Below are 24,259 nucleotides of genomic sequence, written 5' to 3' on the forward strand. Positions count from 1 at the left end.
AAGGAGATATTCGAGGGGAAGGTCTGCGGGGGGCTGGAAGCGAAGCGTCCACTGAACCGGGACCGCGCGCCATCGCTTTCAATTTGGCCGGCGACGCCGTTCCCACCAGACGACGAACCGGCGCCGCAGGCGGCGCACCGCGGCAAATTCGTAGGAAAGCACCAAAAGGCCGAGCGGAATCATCCAGAAGCCGAGAATCGGCAGGAAACCGAGAAGGCCGAAAAACACCAGCATGATACCGATGGCGATCCTCAGCCCGCGCGAGCGCGGCATGGTGAACTCGCGCCCGAACACCGAGATTTTCCGCGCCGGTGCCTGGTTTTCGTCTGCTGCAGTCATGTCGAAAGTCGATCCGGTTGCCTTCGATAAAGCCATATGCGCTAAAGGCTGCAATCGCCTTTCAGGTTCCGCCGACCAAGGTCCGACGGCGCCCAAGACGGCTCATATGTGGTGTCATCCGGCGATTGCCAGAAACCATTGGGTGAAAATGCGCTAAAAAATGCGAAATGCTTCTTTGCAAAGCCGAAAAGGGTTTGCTATAGGCTGCGCCACTCACATGAGAGCCTCTATTCCCCGGTAGCTCAGTGGTAGAGCAACCGGCTGTTAACCGGTTGGTCGCTGGTTCGAATCCGGCCCGGGGAGCCACCGCCTTTTCTAAGCCGTGGTGCGATCTTGTACACTACAGCGCCATTGTCCGCGCACTTCGGTCCGCTTAGCTTCTGCCAGAACGGCTGGTAACAGCTACGAAGCCGATCGAGGCAGTTTGGTGGGCATCGCGCCCCTGCCCTCGCCCGAAGGCAGCCTGATAACGCCCGGTATCACCTATGAAAATACCAAATCGGGAGGACGTTGGTGCAAACCAAGAAGATCATCAATGACGGCAATCGGGCCGTCGACGAGATGCTGGAAGGCATCCTGGCTGCGCATCCCCGCCATCTCAAAGCCGTTGACGGAAGCCCGCGCTCGATCATCGCCCGCGATGGACCGCGCCAAGGCAAGGTAGGCCTCGTCATTGGTGGCGGCTCGGGCCACGAGCCGAGTTTTCTCGGCTTCGTCGGCAAGGGGCTGGCCGACGCGGCGGCGATCGGCAATGTCTTCGCCTCTCCGCCGCCCGACCCGATCCTCGAATGCGCCAAGGCGGCGAGCGGCGGCGCCGGTGTGCTGTTCATGTACGGCAACTATGCCGGCGACGTCATGAATTTCGACATGGCGGCCGAGATGGCCGCGATGGACGACATCGAGGTGCGCACGGTGCTGAGCACCGACGACGTCGCTTCCGCGCCCGTTGGTGACAGGCACAAGCGGCGCGGTGTCGCAGGGAACTTCTTCATCTTCAAGGCGGCAGGCGCCGCCTGCGACCGCATGTTGTCTTTCGATGAATGCGAACGCATTGCCGGGAAAGCCAACGACCACACCTTTACCATGGGCGTCGCATTGGCGCCCTGTTCGTTGCCGCAAACCCGCCGGCCGAATTTCGAAATCGGACCCGACGAGATGGAGATCGGCATGGGCATCCATGGCGAACCCGGCATCGCACGCGGAAAACTCAAAACGGCCGACGAGATCACCGACGAAATGCTGGACAGGATTCTCGCCGAGATGGCGCCGGCACGCGGCGAGAAGGTCGCCGTGCTGGTCAATTCGCTGGGTTCGACACCGCTGATGGAACTCTACATCATGAACCGGCGCGTGAAGCAGCGGCTTGACGATATCGGTGTATCCATTCACGCAAGCTGGGTCGGCAATTACTGCACCTCGCTCGAAATGGCCGGCGCTTCGATCACGCTGCACCACCTCGACGACGAGTTGCAAACGATGCTCGACCACCCTTGCGACTGCGCCATGTTTCGCGCCGGGTAAACTGGGGACGGCAAGGAACAACAGATGACAACAATCGACACCACCCGCCTTGCCGCGATGTTCGTTGCCATCGCCGACGCCATGTCAGCCGACCGGGACCGGTTGTGCGCGCTTGACGGGGTGATCGGCGATGCCGACCACGGCATTGCCATGGAGTTGGGATTTGCCGCGGCACGCGACGCGGTGGCCGCATTGGACGACGGGACCACCGATCCGACCATCTTGCTGAACACGGCGGCGAAGTCGTTCCTCAACGCCGTCGGCGCCTCCTCGGGCCCGCTCTATGCCACGGCATTCATGCGCGGCGCGGCCGCCGTCAAGGGCAAGGCGACGCTCGACGACGCCGACGCGGTCGCTATGTTCCAAGCGATGGCCAGAGGCATTCAGGATCGCGGCAAGGCCGAGCCTGGCGAAAAGACGATGATCGATGCGTGGGCGCCGGCCGCGAGGGCTGCGGGCGAGGCACTGGCCGCCGGCAAGGGGCTGGCCGGCAGCCTCGCGGCTGCAGCCGAGGCGGCAAAGGTCGGCGCGGAGGCGACCAAGACGATGATCGCCACCAAGGGCCGGGCCTCCCGCCTCGGCGAACGCTCGCTTGGCCATATGGATCCAGGCGCGGCGTCCGCCGTAACTGTGATCGAGGCGATGCGGATCGCCTTGACCGGCTAGGTCGGGAGCGGATCCTCAGCGCTTCGCGTCGAGCTTGTCGACAGCCTGCACGTTGGCGGCAGAGGGACCGTTCGGATCGAACTCCGAGGCCAGCCAGGCGTCGGCGATCGATTTGGCCAGTTCGGGGCCGATGACGCGCGCACCCATGGTGATGATCTGGGCATTGTTGGATTTCGCAGCGCGTTCCGCCGAATAGGTGTCGTGGGTTAGCGCGGCACGGATTCCGGGCACCTTGTTGGCCGAGATGCTGACGCCGATGCCGGTGCCGCAAAACAGGATGGCGCGGTCGTAATTGCCGTCGACAATTTCGTGGCCGACCGCAGCGGCAATATCGGCGTAGAATCCGGCCTGGCTGAGATCGACGACCTGCAGTTCTGGCTTGGTGGCGAGATGCTTGGCGATGACATCGAGCAGCGGCTTGCCGGCGCTGTCGGCTCCGAGTGCGATCTTCATGGCAATTAACTCCTTCGTTTTCGTGGTCAGCGCGCAATGGCGGCCGACGCCTTTTTGAGAATGTCGATATAGCCTTCCGCTTGCCATGCCGAGCGGCCGATGAACAGCCCATCGATATGCGGCTGGCCGATCAGTTCGGCCGCGTTGCCGGGATTGACGCTGCCGCCGTAGAGCACAAGCGGGGCGGTCGGCAACCGGGTTGCTGCGACCTGCTTGATCAGCGCCTGCTGCTTGTCGGCATAGTCGGCGCTGGCCGGAATGCCTTTCTCGCCGATCGCCCACACCGGTTCATAGGCAAAGAGTATCTCTGCCGACAACTCATTGTTTGCGAGACCCTGCAGCGCGCCCAAAACCTGCGCGGTCAGGATTTCGTCGGCGCGGCCGCCCTCGCGCTCGGCCAGCGTCTCGCCGACACAAATCAAGGGTACGAAGCCGTGCTTGACTGCCGCTGCGGTTTTCAGTCCCACGATCTTGTCCGTCTCGCCAAAATGCTCACGGCGCTCGCTATGGCCGAGTTCGATCAGGTCGAGCCCGCAATCCCTCAGCATCACCGGCGAAATCTCGCCCGTCCAGGCACCGGCGTCGGCCCAATGCATGTTCTGGGCGCCAACCTTGACGCGGGTGTTGGCGAGCGCCGCCTTGACCTGCCGCACCGCGGTGAAGGGGGGAATGACGAAAGGCTGTATCGCCGGATCGAAGCCGGGCACGAAGGCAGCCAATGCCTCGGCGAACTGCAGCGCCTCCGCCAGCGTCTTGTTCATTTTCCAGCTCGTGCCGACCCAATATGGGGCCATTCTTCTCTCCTTCGATCCGAAATTCGGATGTTTCCGGCCAGCGCGCCGGCCTACGGGCCGGCGCTTTCCCTCAAGCGCGAGGCTTGAGACTTTCGCGGCCGCTGTCGATGTAAGGCGCCCAGAAATCCACCGACTCACGGATCATTGCAATAACCTGATGATCGACCGGTTCCCTCTCCCGGAAGGAAAGTTCAAGGCAGATTTCATTGTCGGTTCCGCCACCCGCCCGCACGGCGTCGAGCAGCTTCTGCGGGATGATGCGGCCATCCTTGTTGTAGGCGGCGGTGAACGGCCAGTGCCCGCCCTTGTTCATCGACGATTGCTTGATGTGGATGATCGGCGATTGCAACGGGAACGCTTTCGCCCAGGCATAGGGATCAGTGTCGTCAGGATTGGGCGAGGTCACGTCGCCATGGTCGATGTCGACCATCATCTGCATCGGGATCGGCAGCTTGGCCGCATCGATGGCGCCCTGCAATTCGACGCAGCTTTCGATCGTGTGGCCAAACTCGCGGCCGACCGACATCGGTTCCCAGAAAAGGTAGGTCAGGCCCGCCGCTTTGGCGTGCTCGGCCACTTCGCGCCAGCATTCGAGCGCGATGCCGAGAAGCGCCGCGCGCCGCTGCGGATCGTCAAAATCCTTGTAGGTGAATATGGCGAACTGCGTGCCCATGCCCGACGCGCCGAGTTCGGCGGAGATGTCGGCGAAGGTCTTGAACCAATCGACATAATAGCGGCGCACATCCGCGTCCGGATGGCCGAAATGATTGAGCCGGCCATAGGGACCGGTCATACCCGAAGTGATCCGCACGCCGGTCCGCGCCAGGGCGCTGTTGAACAGGCGAACGAACTTGGCGATCGTTGCCGCCGGCCAGCCCGGATTGACGAATTCATGCGTCAGTTGCACGTCGCGGATGCCGATGCCATAGGCAATGGCGTCGATCAGATCGTCGGGATCGGCGAAGCGATTGACCAGCGGGTTGGTGTTCAGCGAAAGCGTGAAGGCCATCAGTTCACCGCCGCCATTGTCTTTGTGCACCAGTCTTCGAATGTTTTCCGCTCGGCCGCATTGATATGCAGCCCGTGTTTGGTCCGGCGTTCGAGAACGTCGGCGGCGGTCATCGCCCATTCGGTCTCGAACAGGAAGACAGCTTCGAGCTCATAGAAATCCGGGCCGAAACGACGGCCGAGATCGGCTTCGCCTTTTACGCCTTTCAGCAAGGCGCGCGTGCGCGTGCCGTAGCTGCGGGCATAGTGCTTCACCAGCGACGGGCTAAGCCACGAAAACTCGGCGTGCAGATCGCCCAGGAACTGCTCGAAATCCGCGTTGGGCAGGTCGCCTCCCGGCAGGGGAATTTTGGCTGTCCAGGCCTTCTTCATGGTCGGAAAGAAGGGCTGGATCTTTTCCAGCGCATGTTCGGACAGTTTGCGGAAGGTGGTGATCTTGCCGCCGAACACAGAAAGCAGCGGCGCGCCACCGTTCGGGGCGTCGAGTTCGAAGATGTAGTCGCGCGTCACCGCGCTCGGGTTGTCGGCATTGTCGTCATAGAGCGGACGCACGCCCGAGAAACTGTAGACCACGTCCTGCGCGGTGAGTTGGCGCTTGAAGTAGCGGTTGACCACCTTGATCAGATAATCGATTTCGCTGGCTTCGGCCGCCACTAGCTCAGGCCTGCCTTCATAGGGTATGTCGGTGGTGCCGATCAGCGCCAGATCGTTCTCATACGGATTGACGAAAATCACCCGCTTGTCGTTGTTCTGGATCAGATAGGCCTGCCGTCCCTCCCAGAATTTTGGCACGACGATATGGCTTCCTTTTACCAGGCGAACGTTGCGGGTGGAATTCTGTCCGGCGACGCGGCTGACGATGTCATTCACCCATGGCCCGGCCGCGTTGACCAACCCGCGTGCGCGGACCCTCGTCACAGCGCCCGTGCGGCCGTCCTGCATGTCGATCGACCACAGGCCGTCTTCGCGCCAGGCAGCAATACAGGCAGTGCGAGTGAAGACTTTTGCGCCGCGCTGACTGGCATCGAGCGCATTGAGCAGCACCAGCCTGGCGTCATCGACCCAGCAGTCGGAATATTCGAAGCCACGCTTGAATTCGTCCCTGATCGGCGCCCCTTCCGGCGCCGTTCTCAGGTTCAGTGTCCTCGTTCCCGGCAGCCGCTTGCGGCCGCCAAGATGGTCGTAGAGAAACAGCCCGAGCCGCACCAGCCATGCCGGCCGGTCGTCGGGGCTGTGCGGCAGCACGAAACGCATTGGCCAGATGATGTGCGGCGCCGCCTCAAGCAGCACCTCGCGCTCGATCAGCGCTTCGCGCACCAGCCGGAACTCGTAATATTCGAGATAGCGCAGGCCGCCATGCACCAGCTTGCCGGAACGCGAGCTGGTGCCTTGCGCCAGATCGTCCTTCTCGCACAGGATGACCGACAGCCCGCGACCCGCGGCATCGCGCGCTATGCCGGCGCCGTTGACGCCACCGCCGATCACGAAGAGATCGACAATATCCGTTGTATCGCTCAAGACTTAGCTCCTGTGCGGTGCGCCATCGATTTCCACACCGGATGCAGCGCCTGACGCGCCGCGACAAAAGACGGAAACAGCGCATCGTAGGTTTGCGAAAGCGCCTCGTCATAGGCGTCGCATTCGCCCAGAAGCGGCGTCACCCATTCGGCGCTGCAATCATCCATCGAGCGATAAAAGCCGAGCCCGACCGCGGCCATCATCGCCGCACCCGCAGCACCTGCTTCCTGGCGGCTGCTGGTTCTGACCTGCGCGCGGGTCGCCGCGGCGATAATACGGCGCAGCGACGGACTGCGCGCCGCGCCGCCAGACAGGCGGATCTCGCTGGGCATGCTGCCCATGGCCTGGTAGCAATCGCGGGCCGCGAAGGCCAATCCCTCGAGAACGGCGCGCGCCAGATCGCCAAAACCGTGCTTGACCGAGAGGCCGATGAAGCCCGCGCGTGCGTCGGGGTCAACGAACGGTCCGCGTTCGCCGGCGAGAGAGATATAGGGCTGATAGATCAGCGATCCCGGCTCCGATCCTTCGACCCAGACATCGAGCGCTTTCAGCAATTCGTCGCGCGAAGGCTTGGCGCCGCTGGCGGTCAGCACGTCGCGTGCCAGGCCAAGCAGCCAGTCGATGTTGAGCGTCGCCGCCATGTTGGATTGCAGCTGCGCATAGGCGCCAGGAACCGGCATGGCGATCGTGTAGCCTGATGCATTGTCGTTGAGGACGACATCGTCGGCTGTGCGCGCCAGGCGTGTGTGGATGCCGGTCGAGCCGATGACCGTGCAGCCGACATTGCCGCTTGGATCATAGAGGCCGGCGCCAAGCGCGGTGCTGACCATGTCGACGTAGCCCAGCACCACCGGCGTGCCCTCAAGCAGGCCGGTCTCATTTGCTGCCGACGCAGAAAGCGGATGATGGTCGGTCGTGCCTTCGAGCATGGGCGGCAGTAGGCGGCGGTGCGACGTCAGATCGAGAATGTCGAGCACCTCGTCGGAATAGCTGCGCGAGCGGAAATCGCCGAAGGTGAAGGTGCCTTCCGAGGGATCGGTGGCGCGCTCGCCGGTCATCTTGAAATAGAGCCAGTCCTTGCAGTGAAAGGCAGTGGCGGCGCGCTCCAAAATTTCCGGGCTGTTCCGTTTTATCCAGCTGAGCTGAGCGCCTTGCTGGCAAGCGTTGAGCCCGGTTCCGGTGATCTCGAACCGCGTGCGATCCCGGGGATCGCCGCGCATCTCGTCCACCAGATGTCCGGCGCGCGCATCGAGCCAGAGCCAGGCGCGCCCGACCGGCATACCGTCGCCATCGATCAGCCAGGTGCCATCGCCCTGTCCGGTGATTGCGACAGAAGCGGTGCGCCGCGCTAGGTCGGGAACTTTCGTCGCCAATTCGCGAACCGTCAGCGCCATGTCGCGCCAGGTTTGATCGAGGTCCTGCTCGGCGCCGCCGCCTTCCAGCGTGACGAAGCTGTTGGTCACCGACGCCATGGCAAGCTGCCGCCCCGACAGATCGAAAGCGACGGATTTGATCACGGACGTTCCCGCGTCGACCCCGATCAGCAGGTCTTTCATGCCGCAAGTTCCGAATGGTTATGAAGGCAATTCACAAGGAGCAGTCTTTGTTGTCTGGAAGCCGTAGAAGAGGCAGGGAGTGTCCGCAAGGACACCCCCTGTGCAGGTTTATTCCGACAGCACGAAGGGCGCGGTGTACTTGTCCACATTGTCCTTGGTGATGAGAAGGCAATCGAACAGCTGCTTCTCGCTGGTGGCGCCGGTGGCGCCCGTCTTGATGAACGAGTCGGCCTGCTGCACGGCCTTGGCGGAGAAGATGGCAACCGGCTGCAGCACGGTGTACTGCAGTTCGCCGGACTTGATCGCCGCAACCGCATCCGGCGAGCCGTCGAAGCCGCCGACCTTGATGCCGGCCAGCTTGCCGGCTTCCTTCAGTGCCGCAACCGCGCCGAGCGCCATTTCATCATTGCCGCTGATCACGGCGATGATGTCTGGATTGGCCTGCAGCATGCTCTGCATCTTGTCGTGGCCCTGGGTACGATCCCAGTTGGCGACCTGCGAAGCGGCCTTTTCGAGATCCGGATACTGGCTGAGCACGGTCGCGTAGCCGTTCGAGCGCGTGGCGGCGTTGTTGTCCGACGGAGCGCCGAGCAGTTCGACATATTTGCCCTTTTCACCAACCGCCTGCACCCACTGCTGGGCACCGAGAGCCGCTCCTTGCGCGTTGTTGGAGACGAGCTGTCCCTTGGCGAGGCCTTCCTGGTTGATCTCGGCATTGACGAGGAAAACCGGGATGTTGGCGGCAATCGCCTTCTTCACCGCGCCGACCGAACCATCGGCATTGGCCGGGTCGAGGATGATCGCCACCGACTTGTTGGTGATGGCGGTGTCGATCAGATTGCTTTCCGTGTTGGTGTCGCCCTTGTGGGCGGCGACGTTGGCCGTATAGCCAAGCTTCTCGGCTTCCGCCTTGGCGACGTTGCCCTCGGTCAGCCAGTACGGGTTGGCCGGATCGTTGACGATGATCGAGATCAGGCCTGCGGCCGATGCGGCTGCGCTAAACCCGACCACCATCGCGGCGGCAAGCAAACTTCTAAGCACGATTTTCATGTACATTCCTCCAATGATTTACGCGGTGTTGCTGCCAGTTCATCTGGCAGTCTTCCCTTGGGCAGGATTGGCCGGTTCGGCCTTCCCCCGTTTCTGAGAAGTCGGTTGGCCGCCCGTCGAAGCTGGAAGCTTGCTACGGCGGCGATACTGAACGGCATTGAGGAGCACGGCGAGTACGATGACGGCGCCGGTGAACACTGTCTGCCAGTAGGATGAGATGCCGATGATCACCAGACCGTCGGACAGGAAGCCGATGACGAAGGCTCCGAGCAGGGTGCCACGAATGTTGCCGCGCCCGCCGGTGAGTGCGGCGCCGCCGATGACGACTGCGGCGATGGCCGTCAATTCGTAGGTGGTGCCCGCGGTCGGTCCGGCCGAGGTCAGCTGCGAGGACAGGATCAGGCCGGCAATGGCGGCGCAGATGCCCGACAGCACATAGACCGAAATCTGCACGGTCTTGACCGGAACGCCGGAGAGTTCGGCGGCGCGCTCATTGCCGCCCGAGGCGTAGAGCCAGCGTCCAAAGGCGGTGCGGTTCAGGACGATGCTGCCGATCAGCGCGATGACCGCCAGCACCACCACGCCGGTCGGCACGCCGAACAGGCGGTTGAAGCCGAGAGCATCGAAACCGGTGTTGCCCAACTCCGGCTTGCCGCCGAGATTGTTGTAGGTCAGGCCGCTGGTCATCAGCAGTGCCAGGCCGCGCGCCATGTACATGACGCCGAGCGTGGCGACGAAGGCCGGAACCTTGAACCGCGCGATCAGCACGCCGTTGATAAGCCCGACGGCCGCACCCAGCATGCAGGCCAGCACCGCGACCACCCAGACCGGCGGGTAGAGAACGACGCCCAGCCAGGTCAGCGTCACGCCCTGCATCAGAAAACCGGCGACGACGCCCGCAAGCCCGAGCGTGGAGCCGACCGACAGATCGATGCCGCCATTGAGGATGACGAGCAGCATGCCGACGGCGAGAATCCCGAAGATGGCGACATGCGAGGCCATGGTCAGGAAATTCGCCACCGAAAGGTAATAGGGCGACAGGATCGAGAAGACGACGATGATGACGATCAGGGCAAAGAAGGCCCGGCCTTCGAGCAGCAGCTTGGCCACGTCGAAGCCCTCGCCGCCCGCATTGGGGCTGGACTGTTTGCTGGCCTGGCTGACATCGCTCATGATCGGGGCTCCGGAATCTATGATCAGGCGACCACGGCTTCGCCGGAGGCGGCCATGATCTGCTCTTTGGTGGCGTTGGCGCCGAATTCGGCGGAAATCTTGCCGCGCCGCATGACGACGATGCGGTGAGCGATGCTGAGGCACTCATTGACCTCCGAGGTCGAGAAGACGACCGCCAGGCCTTGCGCGGCACGCTCGCTGAGCAAGCGAAAGACTTCGGCCTTGGCGCCGACATCGATGCCGCGGCTCGGCTCGTCGAGAAGGATGACCTTGGGATCTGTCGTCAGCATCTTGCCGATGACGACCTTCTGCTGGTTGCCGCCCGACAGCGATCCGATCATGGCGTTGCCGCCCGCGGTCTTGATGGTCACCTTGCGGATCGAATCGTCGATCAGTGCGCGTTCCCTCGGCCGGGAGAGGAACAGGCCTTTCGCGAACGCCTCGATGCTGGCAAGCGACAGATTGCGGCCGACGGTCATGGTCTGAACCAGGCCGTCGCGCTGGCGATCCTCGGGGACCAGAACCAGACCTCGGGCGATGCGCTGGGCAATGCTCAGCCCCGAAACGTCCTCACCCTCCAGCAGCGCCCGCCCGCCCGCCATGGGCACACGGCCGGCGACGGCCTCCAGCAATTCCGTGCGGCCCGCGCCCATCAGCCCATAGATGCAGACGATCTCGCCCGCTTTGACATCCAGCGACAGATGATCGACGACGTAGCCTGAACCCGAAGCGTCGGTGACGCTGACATCCTCGATCGACAGCGCGACCTCACCAAACGCATGGCCGGTCGGCGGCGAGCCGAGGTCGAAATTCTCACCCACCATGTTGCGGACGATCCATTCGAGGTCGATGTCCTTGGCCTCGGCCGTCGCCGTGATCGCCCCGTCACGCAGCACGACGGCGTAGTCGGTGATCTGCAGCGCCTCTTCGAGGTGATGCGAGATGTAGACGATGGAGACACCGCGGCTGGTCAGATCGCGGATCACCTTGAACAGCACTTCGACCTCCGTGGCGCTCAGCGCGGAGGTCGGCTCGTCCATGATCAGGATGCGGGAATCGACCGACAGCGCGCGTGCGATCTCGACGATCTGTTGCTGCCCCAGGCGCAGGTCCTCGACCAGGGTCATCGGATCGATGTCTTCTTCGAGGTCGGCCATCAGCGCCCGCGCCTGGCGCGCCTCCTCGGCGAAGTCGAGGCCGGTTCTGGTGCGCAGTTCGCGGCCCATGAAGATGTTGTCGCGAACGCTCAGATTCGGCGCCAGGCTGAGCTCCTGGTGGATGATCGAAATGCCGCGATCGCGCGCGTCCGAAGACGAGGCAAAGCTGACGAGATTGCCGTCGAGCACGATGTCGCCGGATGTCGGCGTCACCACGCCGGACAGGATCTTCATCAGCGTCGATTTGCCGGCGCCATTCTCTCCGAACAGGGTGGTGACCTTGCCGCGATGGATGTCGAAGTTGACGCCCTTGAGCGCGTGGACGCCGCCATACGACATGACGACATTGCGCGCCGAAAGCACGGCATCGCCAGTCGCGGGTTCTGTGCCGGCAGTCATTGTCATTTGACGTCCAGCCTCACCGGTGTGACCAGCCAGCTCTTCGGATTGACCAGCTTGAAGACGCCGACCACCGCTATTGTCTTGCCGGTCAAGGCACTGGTATCGACTTTCGCCAGCACCTCCTTCTTCATCTCGTTGTTCAGCGCCGAGCCGGCGTCCTGATACTCGATCTGGTTGGTGAACTGACCAAAGGTGATCTTGCCGGTGGCGTCGCGAAGCTCGGTTCCGTTGATCGCCGGCCCAGTCTGTACGCGGACGGTCAACGTGTCCGGCAAACCGTCGACGGCGACCTTGTAGATGCCCGATTTTCCCTCGTCGACGACGCCGGTGAACTTGACCGAGATGACCGGTCCGACTCCCGCCGGCACGCCATATTCCTTTTCGGCCGTCGCCCTGTCCTTGGCGATCGCCGCCGCCACCGTCGCGGCGTCGGCGGCACGCGCTTCGACATCGGCCTGCACCTTGGGAAATTCAGACTTGCCGTAGTCGGCGGCCGAAAACACCGCGTTGCGAACATCGCCGGCAGAGCCGATCTTGATCACCTTGGTATCGAGCGCCATGGCGCCGAGCAGAACCACAACCGCGGCGCCGGCAAGCACCCGGCGCAGGCCGGGCGAAGCTTGCCGGGCGGTGGCCTTCGCGCTTGATGCAACCACCAGCGGTGCGGATTGTCCGTTGTCACGCATTCGAAGTTCCTCCGTTCAGGCAGCGCTTCGCGGTCCCGGCTGCATCGTCGAGCTCGACCAGCGCGCGGGCCGTGCATTCGTCGGTGATCAGGCCGCTGAGATAACGGCTTTCGAGTACTGCCTTGATGGCGCGCACCTTCACCTTGCCGCCGGCGACGGCAACGATCCTGCGGCCCTTCAACTGATCGCGCGGAAGCGCCAGTATTCTTTCCGACAGCGCCGTTTCGACCGGACGCCCCTTGTCGTCGAAGAAATGCGCCAGCAATTCACCAACGCCGCCGTCACGCTTGACCTCGTCGATTTCGGAAGGCTCGATCATGCCGGTGGCGACCAGCGACGCCTCCCGCTCGGCCGTGCCTATTCCGACGAACATCAGGTCGGACCGGCTGGCGAGAGCGAACACATCGCTGATGCCGCGCTGGCCAAGCAGCACTTCGCGGTCCTCGGCGGTATTGGCGACAAAAGGCACCGGCATGACGAAAGCCTGCGCGCCGGTCCGCTCTGCCAGGCGATGCATGACGTCGTGCGGGTTGGCGGCGAATTTGCGCGTCACGCCGCCAAGCAGCGAGACGAAACGGATGTGAGCAGCAGTTGCGCGCGTCAGATATTCGACGCTGGCGGCAAGCGTGCGGCCATGGCCGACGCCGATCAGCATGTCTTCGCCGCGATCGATTTCGCGCTTCAGGAACTGGGCGCCGGCAATGCCCAGCCCCTTGAGCGGCAGTTCGTCCTGATCGAGATCGGGAACCACCTCGCAATAGTGGAGCCCATAGGCGGCGATCAGGCGCTGTTCCAGGTCGACGCATTCGGCGACGTCGCCGTCGATGAAGACCCTGACCAGACCTTCCTGGTTGGCCTTGGTGATCAGCCTATGCGCCTTGAGGCTGGTCAGGCCAAGCCGCTTGGCCACCTGGGCCTGGGTCAGACCACCGGCATAGTGCAGCCAGGCCGCGCGCGTGGCGAGGCTGGATTCATGGTCGCGGTTTGCGCTTCCGCCGGAATTCAAGCCATCCCCTCCCCAGGGTGATAATATTATCTTTGTGTGCAAAAATTTTCATACCTTTGCACCGCTGTCAATCCCTCCGCAGATGGTTGCCTCAGCCGACGTTCGGCAGCCAACGCGAGCCTATTAGAAGGTAAGCATACAATATGACCATACGGTAACGTTAATTTAACGTCAATTTGTGTTACCGTATCCAGTGACGGCATGAGCCCGTAGGCGCCGGCAAATCCCAATCCGGGTGCAAAATGGGAAGGTTGATGCACAGGGCGCAACAAGGGCAAATCGATCGGATTGCCTCAGGAAAAGCTAGGCGTCGGCGATCAAGCGATCAGTCCAGCCGCATCAGGTTCCTGCCTTCGAGCTCGACAACAGCGGCTTCGACCTCCCGCGTGAGGCGCTCGGTGCTCCACCCCAACGCCCGCCCCGCGATCGCGGCAATCTCCTGCAGGTCGCGGCTCGTCAGCGAGCCGCCTATCGCCAACGTGCTGCGGCGCATAACGACATCGGCCAGATGTTCGACGAACTCGTTGCGCGCGATGTAGTCGATTTCCGCCTTGCCGTAGCCGCCGGAGTCCGGCAGGCAACCCTCATCATCCGACCCGTGCCTGGCGATCTCAACGGCTCTGGTCCCGTAGCGCGACAGCAATTGATCAAGGCGCCCTTCCCCGGCGCCCGTTGCCTGCTGTGCCTCAGCCAGCCAGTCCGCGCGCGCGGCGGCATTGGCCGGAAAATTCCTCCCGCCGCCGATCGGCATGGCTCGCGTCGTCACCTTGCGGCTGCGCTGCAGGCGCTTGAGTACCGTGTCAGCGACTTCCTCGGCAAAGCCGCGGAACGTCGTCCATTTGCCGCCGACCAGCGAAATGACTGCAAAGGGCCTGTTGCCGTCCGGCTCGGCAACGGGCGCCGAATGATCGCGGCTGATCAGTCCGGGCGTCGCTGCTTCAGACGTCGGCAGCGGCCGGATGCCGCTATAGGCGTAGACGATCTGGTCGCGCTCGAACGCCATGCCCGGCAGCAGCGTTCGCACGCTGTCGAGCAGATAGTCGACTTCTTCGGGTTCGCAGCGGACCGCGTCCGGATTGTCGGCCTTGATGTCGGTCGAGCCGACCAGCGCCAGGCCGAGATAGTCGTAGACCAGGCAGATGCGGCCGTCATCGGTCTCGAAATAGAGCATGCGCCCGGCGAGGCTTTTGACCAGTTCGTCATGCCTTAACAGGATATGCGAGCCCTTGGTGCCGCCGATCATCTTCGATGGAGCACCAAGCAGCGCGTTGACGTCGTCGATCCACGGACCGGCGGCGTTCACCACCAGCTTCGGCCGCACCGAAAAGGCCGCGCCGTTTTCCGGCTGGAAGGTGAGCACGCCATTGGCTGAAGCCGCCAGTGTCGTGTAGTTGGCACCGGCAGACGCCGCGTGAGCCTGCAAGCCGTCGAGGATCAGTTCCAGCACCAGCCTTTCCGGGTGACTTATCTTGGCGTCGTAGTAGGTCCCGGTGGCGACGATCGCCGGATTGAGCGCCGGCATCTCGCCAAGCGCCTGCCGCCGCGCGACCATGCGGTGGCGCGGCATGACCTGGTTTCGCGAACCATAGAAGTCGTAGATCATCAGCCCGATCTTGATCAGTATGGCGCCGCGGCTGCGCGGCGCGCTGATCGAGCCGAACAGCGTTCGCAACGCCGCCAGCATGCCCTTGCCCCACGAGAAGATCGGGATGACGGTCGGCAGCGGGCTGACATAGTGCGGCGCGTTTTGCAGAAGCAGATTGCGTTCGAGCGTCGACTGCGCCACCAGCCCGAACTCGCCGGTCTCGAGATATTTCAGGCCGCCGTGGATGAGCCGCGACGGCGCGGCACTGGTGCCCGAGCCGAAATCCGCCTTGTCGACGATCAGGCAGTTGACACCTTGCGCGCACAGATCGCGAAACAACCCTGCCCCGTTGATGCCGGCGCCAAGAATGACGACGTCGACCTCGCCGGTCGCAGCCATAGCTGCGAGACGTCCGGCGCGATTGTCCGCCCCTGCTCCGTCTGTTCGGCTCATGGCGCTTTCGTCTTGACGATGCGCAGTTTCACGCCGGCCCGCTCGAGGCTCTGCGCCTGCGCATCGCCGAGGCCCTCGGTCACCAGCACGGCGTCGAAACTGGTCAAATCGTCGAAGACATGCAGCGCGATCCGGTCGAATTTTGCGTGGTCGACCAAAAGGATGCGCTTCACGGAGGCGGTCATCATCGCCTGCTTGACCCGCACGACATTCGGATCCTGGATGAAAGCCGTGGTTCCGGTGACGGCCGAAGCCGAACAGATCAGCACATTGGCGCGCAATTGCGCCACGGCGTTCTCGCAGACGATGCCGATATAGGCATTGTAGGTGCCGTGATACTGGCCGCCGAGACAGATGAAGTCGAGGTCGTCGACATTGATCATCAGCGCCGCCGTCGACACGCTGTTGGTGACGACCGTCAACGGCTTGACGTCGAGCAGCAGCGTGGCGACCGCGTTTGCTGTCGATGAATCGTCGAGCATCACCACCTGGCCGGCCTCGATATAATCCAGTGCTGCCCGCGCCAGCGCATCCTTCTCCGCCCTGTTGACCGTCACCCGATAGCGAAACGCGCTCTCGTAGAGACCGGACGGCTGAACCGTCACCGCGCCATGCAGCTTGCGCAGCACGCCCTGTTGCGCCAGCCGGTCGATGTGCCGGTGGATGGTCATGCGCGACACCCCGAAATGCTCGACCAGATCGTCGATGCGCACCTGGCCGAGCTTGATCACATAGTCGGCGATCTCCTCGCGTCGTTCGTCGGCCTTGATCATGCTTCTCCCCCCGCCAGCCTTTCGATATCAGGCCAATGCGACTTCATCTGCTCGGCGATGCGGCAGTAGAGCGAAAACCGCTCGTTGAACACAGCACTGGAGGCCGGCGCTGGCTGATATGTCCGCTCCGTCATGCCGACCTGCCTGGCGCCCTCTTGCGGCGTCTTGAACAAGCCGACCGCAGCACCTGCGCAAAGCGCGGCACCGAGGGCCGCGGTCTCATCCGTCGAGGTGACGGTGACCGGGGCGTTCAGCACGTCGGCAAACATCTGGACGAAAGCAGGATTGCGCGAACCGCCGCCGGTCAGGCGGATCTCGCTGACGGCAAAGCCGTCGCGCAAAGCCTCGACATGGGTGCGGTGATTGAAGGCGATGCCTTCCAGAACCGCCTTCAGCATGTCGCCGCGATTGTGCCAGCCATGCAGGCCGACAAAGCTGCCGCTGGCCAAATCGCCATAGGGAGAGCCGAACAGATAGGGATGAAACAGGATGGTCGAAGGCTTCTTCAACGCCGCGTCGATCTCTCCCGCCAGCAATTCGTGGAGCGAGCCGCCATCCGCGTTTGTCCTGTCTTGCTCCAAGCGACAGAAAGTGTCGAGAAACCAGTCGTAGTTCGCGGTCGAGGCCGGCGAGATCGACATGTTGTTCCAACGCCCCGCATCGATGGCGTTGCGGCAGAACCAACGTCGGTCGACGCGCGGTTGCGAAGAGACGACTTCGTTGATGGAATACGTGCCGGCGACGATGGCGAGCACGCCGTCTTCATGGCCGCCCATGCCAAGCGCCGAGGCGGCCACGTCGTGCAGGCCGCAGGCGACCGGTGTTCCCTTGCGAAGGCCGGTCCTTTCGGCGGCATCGGCTGTGACTTGACCGGCGACGTCAGCCGAATGCCCCACCGGCGGCAGCGCGTTGAACAGATCCTCCAACCCGAAGATGCGCAGCGCTTCAGGCGCATAGGCTTGCGTGCGAAAATCCGTGAATGAAGTGCTGGCCTCCGTGCGGTCGGTCCCGATCGTGCCGGTCAGGCAAAAGCGCAACCAGTCCTTGCAGGCCAGCACACGGCCGATGCGGCCATAGCGATCAGGATCGTTCTGCTTAAGCCACGCCAGCAGCGCCGACGGCGCCGAAACATGCGGCGTCTGGCCTGTCGTCGCCAGCGCATCGGTGAAAACGGTACCGGCGGACCACCTGTCGACAATGTCGCCGGCGCGGCTGTCGAGCGACAGGATGCCTGGTCCCAAAGGCTGACGATCATGATCGAGCACATAGAGACCATCGCCATGCGCGGTCGCCGCCACCGCCTTGATGTCTTCCGCCGGCCTGCCGGAGAGCGCGATCGCCTCCTTGATGGCGTCGGCTGTTGCTTGCCACAGGCCTGACATGTCGCGCTCCACCCAGCGCGCGTGGGGCATCGATTGCGGCACCCGGCGACGCGCCACGGACAATTGCGTGCCGTCGGCATCGAAGATGACCGCCTTGGTGACCGTGAGGCCGTTATCGATTCCGAGCAGGCTGGGCATGATCACCGCCTCTTTCAGCATTGGCGATTGCTACAGGGCGATCCTGCAGTCTGATGCAAGGGCGAAACACATGGCGACAACCCCGATAGAGCAAGGCGGATAAATGGCAAAAGTACCTTGCCCCGACAAAACACCCATATCTTTATGTGAATTTAACGTCAACATGCGCGACAAAAACCGCTACCGCGCCGTTAGAGGGCATGAATGGATCTCGCGGTTGCCAGGCGACGCGTAATCAGCTGCTAAGGCCGTCACGGATGGCGCTGAAATAGCGGTCGGTTCCAACCTGCCCGCCCTTGAGTGCCACCTCCAGCCCATCGATCGCCTTGACGCGCGAGTGAGCGACGCAAAGCGGCGAGCCCGGCGACGCCGGCAACGGCATCCGCACGGTCAGCGCATCGACACCCATCTGGCCGAGCGCGTGGCTCGACGTATCGCCGCCGGCAACGACCACGCGCTGCAACTTCTGCTCGATGGTCAGCGCGCGAAGCAGTTCGCCGAGGCCCCGCCCGAGCTTGTGGCGGGCGCCTTCCTGGCGGTCGATTTCGCCCCCCCTATCGGCCGCGGGTCCAAGGGCCGTGTAGAGAACGACGCTGCGCCCGGCTTCCAGACTGGCGCGACCGGCTGCCGTCGCGCGTGCGATCGCATCTCCGGAAGCTTCGGAGATCAGTTCGACGGGATCGACCTCGATGCCGTCGAAGCCGTCAGTCAAAGCGTGACGGATCTGTCGTTCGGTCGTCGACGAACAACTGCCCGAGACGACCGCGATCCGGTCGGCGGCACCCGGCGGCGAAAATTCTGGTTCAGCTCTGACTGTCCCGTTCGACACCCATTCGGCCAGCAGCGCATATTCGATCCCCGACGAGCCGACGACGAACGAACCGCCCGGCTTGCGGGCGCGCCATATCTCCTTGCCGGCAAGCGCCTGCGTCTCGAGGCTGTCGACATCGACAAGTACGATGTCGGTGCCCTTTGCGAGCAAGCGGTCGAAGGCTTCCGAGCGCGACGCCGACTGCAACGTCGCGAGATCGACCAGCCCCGATGTGAGCTCCGTCTGCCGCGACAGATGGATCAGCAGGTCGGATTCATCCATCGGCGTCGTCGGGTGGCGGCTCATCACCGGATGGCGGTCGATGCGGAAATACTTTTCACGATAGACCGCGAACAAATGACCGAAGGCGGTGTAACGCTTGAGCTGCGGCGCCCCGACCAGCAGCGGCACGCTGTCCTGCGCGAAGACCGAGCGGCCGATCTCGATGGCGCGACCGATGCTGCCGATCGTCGGACTGGAATCGAAGGTCGAGCAGACCTTGTAGTGACAGATCGCGGCATTCAGCGTCTTCAGCCAAGCGAAGGCATCGCTCAGATGCGTGTCCATCCATTGTGGCGTCTCGCTGCGGCTGGTGCCGGCCAATCCAATGGCGCGGCAGTGGCTGAACTGCGCAAGCATGGCCGCGTCCGGCTGGCGCATAAATAGCACGGTCGGCACGCCGCCGAGTTCGAGCGCTTCCATGACGTCGGTCGAGCCGGTGAGGTCGTCGCCATAATAGCTGAGAAGCAGGTCTTGCATTGCTTCAGGCCGCTTTGCCGTCGCCGAATTTTTCGATCGACCGCGCCAGCTCCGGATGGCTCAAGGCGAAATCCGCCAGCGGAATGCCGTCGACCGCCGCCTGCCAGGCTTGCTGCACGGCACGCACCCCGGCGCCCGGTCCATCCGGATGGCTGACGATGCCGCCGCCGCACAGATAGAGCAGATCGACCGTCCGGCCGGTCCGTTCATAGGTCTCGGGCGCTTGCCCGCCCCATTGGCCGGAGCCCGCCACAGGCAAGGCGCAATCCTCAGGGGCAAAAATCGGCGTCGTCACCGCCTTGAAGGACTCGACGAAAGACGCGTCCGGCTCCCAGTATTTCGATTGGATGCCGTTGATCTGGAACTGGTCGACGCCGAGCAGCCGCCAGAACTGTTGCCAGACCTTGAAATCCATACCGAGGCCGGGATGGCGGGTGAGGATGTCCCAGCCGTTGCGATGAGCGTGAAGCACCAGGCTGGAGCGTTTTCTCAAGAAGGCCAGGCCACCGAAACCGACGGAGTTGATGTTGACCACCGCGCAATTTCCGCCGGCCTTGGCCACCAGATCGTGATTGCGCATCATCTCGTCCGGGTCGGCATGCGAGATGCCGAAGGCGTACATCACCTTCTTGCCGGTCCTCTGCTCGTGGTCGAGGATCAGCGGCATGATTGCCTTTACCCGCTCCGCCAGCGGCGAATAGGCTGGGCTCATCAGCTTCTCATCGTCCTTGATGAAATCGACACCGGCGGCGATCAGCTCGCCCACCATCGCGGCGGTTTCGGGGGGCCGCAGCCCCAGCGCCGGCTTGACGATGGTGCCGATGATCGGCCGATCCGTGACACCTGTCAGCCTGCGGCTGCCGGCGACGCCGAATTGCGGACCTGGATGCGCGCCGCGGAATTGCTCCGGCAGCTTCATGTCGACAACGCGAATGCCGGTTAGGCCCTTGATCGAATAGGCGCCGCCGATGGCAATGGTCATCAGAGCCGACAGGTCGTGGCCGATGGCATCGAATGGAAAGGCGATGTCGACATCCGCGCGCTTGAACGGCCCGTTGCCGGCCTCGGGAATGGAGGGGCGAAGTGCGTCCGGCAGGTGCCGAATGGCCAGGACACGCGCGGCCACCCGGGCTTTCAGTTCCTCGGTCTCGCCGGGCAGCGCGACGAAGGTTCCAGTCGACTGGTCGCTGGCGATCTTGGCTGCCAGCGTCTCGATGCTGCCTGATGTCTCGATGCGGTAGGTGAGCGTGATCATGGTTCGTTGTCTGAGGCCGCAGGGGGTTCGAAAAGAGTTCCTTGATCGTCGGAATCTGGTATAATGAGTACATAAGCTTTGCAAGCAATATCCTGTCTGGCGGCTATGGGCGATCGGGGCGACAGCCATTCCGGGAACAGCTGCGGCAGTGCTAGATAGACACAGGTCAAGGGAGTGATTCGCGACGATGAACCGTTCGGAGCCGATCGTCCGGCGCAAACTTTCCGACGAAGTGTTTTTGCGGCTGAAGCGCCTGATCACCAGCGGAGAATTGACGCCGGGCGACGACATGCCGTCGGAGCGCGAGTTGATGGAGCGCTTCGAGGTCGGCCGTCCCGCGATCCGCGAGGCGATGCAGGCGCTGAGCAATATGGGCCTCGTCGCGATCTCGCATGGGGAACGCGCCAAGGTGCTGCAGCTGACCGCCAAGTCGATCATCAAGCAGGTCGATGGCGCAGCCAAGATCATCCTGTCGTCGTCGAAGGACACGTTGGAACACCTGAAAACGGCGCGCATCTTCTTCGAGCGCGGTATGGTCAGGGAAGCCGCCGAAAACGCCACTGCCGAGGACGTTGAGCAGCTGCGGGCCACAATTGCCGAACAGCGTGGCTTTCGTGGCGATTCCGAGGCTTTCATTTCAGCCGACATGAAGTTTCACACCCAGATCGCGGCCATTTCAGGCAACCCGATCTATATCGCCGTCAGCGAGGCGATGCTCGGTTGGCTGAAGGAATATCACACCGAAATGCTGATCTGGACCGGCAAGGAACAGTTCACGCTGACCGAGCATGAAGAGATCATCGGCCGCATTGAGAAGAAGGATGCCGACGGCGCCGAGAAGGCGATGATCAAGCACCTCGAGCGCTCGCGCGCGCTTTATGTGATGAACTCCGGCAACTGATTTCAGCCGATCCGCGTGATCGCGTAAGGGGTCATCACCAGTTGGCCTCGGCCAAACGCTGAGATGTCGACCGTCACGTCGTCCGCCGTCAGGTTCGCCAGCCACGCCACGGTCTTGCCCGAAGCGGAGCGGCCGGCCAGCGCCAGCACCTTCGTCTGATCGCTCGTCCTTGCCGCCACATACGCAAGGCCGGCCATTTCGCAAAGACCCTTGATGGCATCGAAGATCGGCCGGGGTGCGCCTTCGGCGACGGGTTCGCCGGACGCTGCGAGCACGCCGAACGGTCCGGCGAAGCCGGAGAGCGTGAGCAGTTCCAGCCCGGCCGACGCGACACGCGCGGCATAGCCGATCGCCCATGCGGCTGCGAAGAGGCCGGCATGGCGAGGGTCGCGATCGGCCATGGCGATGCGCTGTCCCTCGGGATTGGGTTTGGTCGCGCCCCCGTAGGGGTTCTGGCGCATGGCGATCGTCGACGGACCGATGCGGTAAGGCTTTGCCCCGAAGATTGCCCGCGCCGACGCGGTGATGAAGGGCAGCGCCTCCAGCGACTGCATGACGCTGAGATCGTCGGCGGCGTGCACGATCGGGCACGTGCAGTGAGTGATGAAATCGAGCAGGCCCGCCGGCACGCGCTTGCGGTTGAGCTCGGTGAAATAGCTGAACATGCCGCCGCCAAGCTTGATACCCGGAAAGGCGCGACGGGCAGCGGCATAGACGTCTTCCAGCGGCGGACAGTCCGGCCACGCGCTGCCCGGCGGCGTCGACTGCCGGTCGACCGAAGGCGAGACGGCAATGGCCGAGAGTTTTAGTCCGGCCTGCCGCACCAGGTTCGCGACGGCTGAAAGTTCAGCGTCGAGATCGCCCGCGCAGGCAACGACGCATTCCAGCGTCGTCTGCACCGGATAGGCGGCGGTGAGCCTTGCATAAGACTGCAATGCTTCGAGACCGTGGCCGCGCGTCGGATCGTAGTGGAAGACAAGTTGCTGCGGGCCGAGCTTGGTCAATGTCGAAAGATTTGCGAGCGCTGCTTCGACCTCATCCGGGTAGATGATCACGCCGAGATCCGGCAGCCTCTGCCCGGTCTCGCCGAGTTCGACGCTGACCGGTTCGGCGGCAGATGCTGCGGCCGGCATTCCCCCCTCGCCGGTGATGCGAAGGCTGACCGTCTGGCTTACAGTTTGGCCGGCCGGCAGCACATAGGGCCATGGCAGCGCCAGCGGCCGCACATAGGTCTTGTATGACGCGTCCGACCAGTTGCGCTGGTCCTCCATCTCGAAAGTGTCGCCTTCCATCCGGCATTCGGCAGTGATGCCCGGCCGGACTTCATGGGTGATCGCGCGCAAATCCTTGAAAGGCTGCCAGGGATCGATCAACAGCGGCAGCTTCGCCGCCACCAAGCTGCCGTCCGTATGCTCGACCGTCACCGGGCTTCCGGAGAGGCCGGCGATCGGATGCAGGATGCAGAAGCCGCAGCGATTGGTCTCGAAATCGCTTTCAGGGACCGCGCTGACGTCGAAGACCAGGTGACCGTTGGCGGAGCCCTTGATCGTAGCGCGAAGGTCGAGCCGGCTTCCGCCCGGCGCTAAGCAACTTGCGGAGTAGCTGACGGAGAAGCTGTCGGCGTCCTGATCGACGGCAAGGTCGGTCAGTTCAGGCTCGTAAGTGCCCCAGTCGCGGTCGCGCACGATGTAGGCGATGGCGCGCAGCACTTCGATGCCGCCGTAACGGATGGTGCGCAGATTGCCGTTGACAAAGTCGGCGCTGAGCAGGCCCGCACTCAGCCTGACCGGCTCGGCCTCGACCACGCGTGTGCCGTATAGGAGGAAGGCGTCGGCTGTCATGTCAGCAAGCCATCCAGGTGGACAGGTTCGTGGCTCGCGGCGCCCAGATAGGCCGCCTCGACCAGCGCGAATGTCTTGAGATTGTCGGCGCCCGAGGTCGCCGGCTCGGTTCCCTTTGCCAGGCAGTCGACCCAGTGCTGCTGGATGGCGACGACACTCTCCTGGATGTTGTGCCATGGGCGCGATGCCCAGGCGAGTACGGGCGGCGAAACGTCGGTGATCTTCGTGCCGCTCCTGCCGGTCACGGTGAGCCGATATCCCTGCGCCAGGCGGATTGTGCCGTCGCTGCCGTCGATCTCGATAAGCGTTTCGGGAAACGGCTCCACGGCAAGCTTCGTCGCGTAGCTGCAGTCGACGACTGAGGTGGCGCCGCTCTTGTGATCCATCAGCATCGTTACGACGTCCTCGCCGGCGATATCGGGGTTGATGCGCGCCGTTCGCGTCGTGATCGTCGATACGTCGCCGAGTAGAAAACGGGCGATGTCGAGGATGTGGATACCGAGGTCTTCGATGATGAAGCGCTTTCCCTTGGCGAGATAGGGCTGGCCGGAAAACACGTCATAGGCGGAGCGGAAGGAGATGCGCCCGAAGAACGGCGTGCCGATCTCGCCGCTGTCCAGCACGGCACGCACCGCCTGGATCGCCGACTGCCAGCGAAAATTCTCATGCACCATCAGCGGTACGCCGGCTTCCACGCAGGCCCTCACCATCGCCTTGGCGTCGGCAAGCGTCGGCGCGAACGGCTTTTGGCAAATCACCGGCACACGGTGCAGCGCCGCCATCTCGACCAGCGGACGATGGCTGGGAACGGTGGTGGCGATATCGACGAAGTCGAGGCTTTCGCTTGCAAACATCTCTGCCGCGTCGGTGTAGCGCTTCGCAATGCCGAACTGGTCGCCGATGATGCGCAGCCGCTCCGGGTCGCGGTCGCAAATGGCGACCATCGCGGCGCCTTCAATGTCGCGCCAGGCATGCATCTGGTTGATGGCAAAGAAGCCGCAGCCGATGAGCCCTCCCCGCAACTCCGCCATG

At 63.3% G+C, this 24,259-nt stretch carries 21 protein-coding genes and 1 tRNA gene; 4 read left to right on the plus strand and 18 right to left on the minus strand.

Annotated features, from left to right (window positions below; genetic code table 11):
* Positions 1–78: 78 nt before the first annotated feature.
* Positions 79–339, minus strand: a complete 261-nt coding sequence (locus X730_RS158790; RefSeq protein ID WP_023667708.1) for a PGPGW domain-containing protein — start codon at positions 337–339, stop codon at positions 79–81.
* A gap of 231 nt (positions 340–570) precedes the next feature.
* On the opposite strand from X730_RS158790, the gene X730_RS158785 reads away from it, so the two are divergent.
* The 3 genes from X730_RS158785 to dhaL all read left to right on the plus strand — a co-directional run bounded on the left by X730_RS158785 (position 571) and on the right by dhaL (position 2,526).
* Positions 571–645: transfer RNA gene (locus X730_RS158785), tRNA-Asn, on the plus strand.
* Positions 646–852: 207 nt separating this feature from the next.
* On the plus strand, positions 853–1,860 hold the full coding sequence (locus X730_RS158780; RefSeq protein WP_023667709.1) for a dihydroxyacetone kinase subunit DhaK: 1,008 nt from the start codon (positions 853–855) through the stop codon (positions 1,858–1,860).
* A gap of 24 nt (positions 1,861–1,884) precedes the next feature.
* Positions 1,885–2,526, plus strand: a complete 642-nt coding sequence (dhaL, locus tag X730_RS158775) for a dihydroxyacetone kinase subunit DhaL (RefSeq protein WP_023714405.1) — start codon at positions 1,885–1,887, stop codon at positions 2,524–2,526.
* Between the two features lie 15 nt (positions 2,527–2,541).
* On the opposite strand, the gene X730_RS158770 is transcribed toward dhaL, so the two are convergent.
* The 15 genes from X730_RS158770 to oiaX all read right to left on the minus strand — a co-directional run bounded on the left by X730_RS158770 (position 2,542) and on the right by oiaX (position 20,485).
* A complete protein-coding gene (locus tag X730_RS158770) occupies positions 2,542–2,979 on the minus strand; it encodes an RpiB/LacA/LacB family sugar-phosphate isomerase (protein ID WP_023672592.1) in 438 nt (145 codons plus the stop codon).
* Between the two features lie 26 nt (positions 2,980–3,005).
* Positions 3,006–3,773 (minus strand): triose-phosphate isomerase, encoded by a 768-nt coding sequence (locus X730_RS158765; protein ID WP_023701685.1) that lies wholly within the window; start codon positions 3,771–3,773, stop codon positions 3,006–3,008.
* Between the two features lie 70 nt (positions 3,774–3,843).
* A complete protein-coding gene (locus X730_RS158760) occupies positions 3,844–4,782 on the minus strand; it encodes a TIM barrel protein (protein ID WP_023691090.1) in 939 nt (312 codons plus the stop codon).
* On the minus strand, positions 4,782–6,299 hold the full coding sequence (locus X730_RS158755) for a glycerol-3-phosphate dehydrogenase (RefSeq protein ID WP_023825724.1): 1,518 nt from the start codon (positions 6,297–6,299) through the stop codon (positions 4,782–4,784). Before X730_RS158755 ends, X730_RS158760 begins: the two co-directional genes overlap by 1 nt.
* On the minus strand, positions 6,296–7,855 hold the full coding sequence (locus X730_RS158750) for an FGGY-family carbohydrate kinase (RefSeq protein WP_023825725.1): 1,560 nt from the start codon (positions 7,853–7,855) through the stop codon (positions 6,296–6,298). The genes X730_RS158755 and X730_RS158750 overlap by 4 nt, the downstream gene beginning before the upstream one ends.
* Before the next feature lie 108 nt (positions 7,856–7,963).
* Positions 7,964–8,911, minus strand: coding sequence for a D-ribose ABC transporter substrate-binding protein (locus X730_RS158745; protein ID WP_023672597.1), 948 nt, complete (start codon positions 8,909–8,911; stop codon positions 7,964–7,966).
* Positions 8,912–8,944: 33 nt separating this feature from the next.
* Entirely contained in the window at positions 8,945–10,078 is a 1,134-nt protein-coding gene (locus X730_RS158740) for an ABC transporter permease (protein ID WP_023725668.1), read from the minus strand.
* Between the two features lie 23 nt (positions 10,079–10,101).
* Positions 10,102–11,640, minus strand: coding sequence for a sugar ABC transporter ATP-binding protein (locus X730_RS158735; RefSeq protein WP_023825726.1), 1,539 nt, complete (start codon positions 11,638–11,640; stop codon positions 10,102–10,104).
* Positions 11,637–12,197 carry a DUF2291 domain-containing protein gene (locus X730_RS158730; protein ID WP_245261309.1) on the minus strand — a complete coding sequence of 187 codons (561 nt, stop codon included), beginning with the start codon at positions 12,195–12,197 and terminating at the stop codon, positions 11,637–11,639. The genes X730_RS158735 and X730_RS158730 overlap by 4 nt, the downstream gene beginning before the upstream one ends.
* A gap of 118 nt (positions 12,198–12,315) precedes the next feature.
* Entirely contained in the window at positions 12,316–13,329 is a 1,014-nt protein-coding gene (locus X730_RS158725) for a sugar-binding transcriptional regulator (protein ID WP_023825728.1), read from the minus strand.
* Between the two features lie 325 nt (positions 13,330–13,654).
* Positions 13,655–15,313: a glycerol-3-phosphate dehydrogenase/oxidase gene (locus tag X730_RS158720; protein WP_245261310.1), complete on the minus strand. Its 1,659-nt coding sequence runs from the start codon at positions 15,311–15,313 to the stop codon at positions 13,655–13,657.
* 50 nt (positions 15,314–15,363) lie between these two features.
* Complete coding sequence (locus X730_RS158715; protein WP_031196642.1) at positions 15,364–16,140, minus strand: DeoR/GlpR family DNA-binding transcription regulator; 777 nt, start codon at positions 16,138–16,140, stop codon at positions 15,364–15,366.
* Positions 16,137–17,660, minus strand: a complete 1,524-nt coding sequence (locus X730_RS158710; protein WP_023825731.1) for an FGGY-family carbohydrate kinase — start codon at positions 17,658–17,660, stop codon at positions 16,137–16,139. The genes X730_RS158715 and X730_RS158710 overlap by 4 nt, the downstream gene beginning before the upstream one ends.
* A gap of 235 nt (positions 17,661–17,895) precedes the next feature.
* Entirely contained in the window at positions 17,896–19,230 is a 1,335-nt protein-coding gene (locus X730_RS158705) for a four-carbon acid sugar kinase family protein (protein ID WP_023825732.1), read from the minus strand.
* 4 nt (positions 19,231–19,234) lie between these two features.
* Complete coding sequence (gene oiaX, locus X730_RS158700; protein ID WP_023825733.1) at positions 19,235–20,485, minus strand: 3-oxo-isoapionate-4-phosphate decarboxylase OiaX; 1,251 nt, start codon at positions 20,483–20,485, stop codon at positions 19,235–19,237.
* Between the two features lie 187 nt (positions 20,486–20,672).
* Between oiaX and X730_RS158695 the strand changes: the two genes are divergently transcribed.
* Positions 20,673–21,386: a transcriptional regulator NanR gene (locus X730_RS158695; RefSeq protein WP_023672607.1), complete on the plus strand. Its 714-nt coding sequence runs from the start codon at positions 20,673–20,675 to the stop codon at positions 21,384–21,386.
* Between the two features lie 2 nt (positions 21,387–21,388).
* On the opposite strand, the gene X730_RS158690 is transcribed toward X730_RS158695, so the two are convergent.
* Together X730_RS158690 and X730_RS158685 are read right to left on the minus strand one after the other, a co-directional pair.
* A complete protein-coding gene (locus X730_RS158690; protein ID WP_023825734.1) occupies positions 21,389–23,227 on the minus strand; it encodes a hypothetical protein in 1,839 nt (612 codons plus the stop codon).
* Positions 23,224–24,258 (minus strand): Gfo/Idh/MocA family oxidoreductase, encoded by a 1,035-nt coding sequence (locus X730_RS158685; protein WP_023697641.1) that lies wholly within the window; start codon positions 24,256–24,258, stop codon positions 23,224–23,226. Before X730_RS158685 ends, X730_RS158690 begins: the two co-directional genes overlap by 4 nt.
* Between the last annotated feature and the right edge of the window lies 1 nt (position 24,259).

It is taken from the genome of Mesorhizobium sp. L103C131B0 (assembly GCF_000502275.1).
GTDB lineage: Bacteria > Pseudomonadota > Alphaproteobacteria > Rhizobiales > Rhizobiaceae > Mesorhizobium.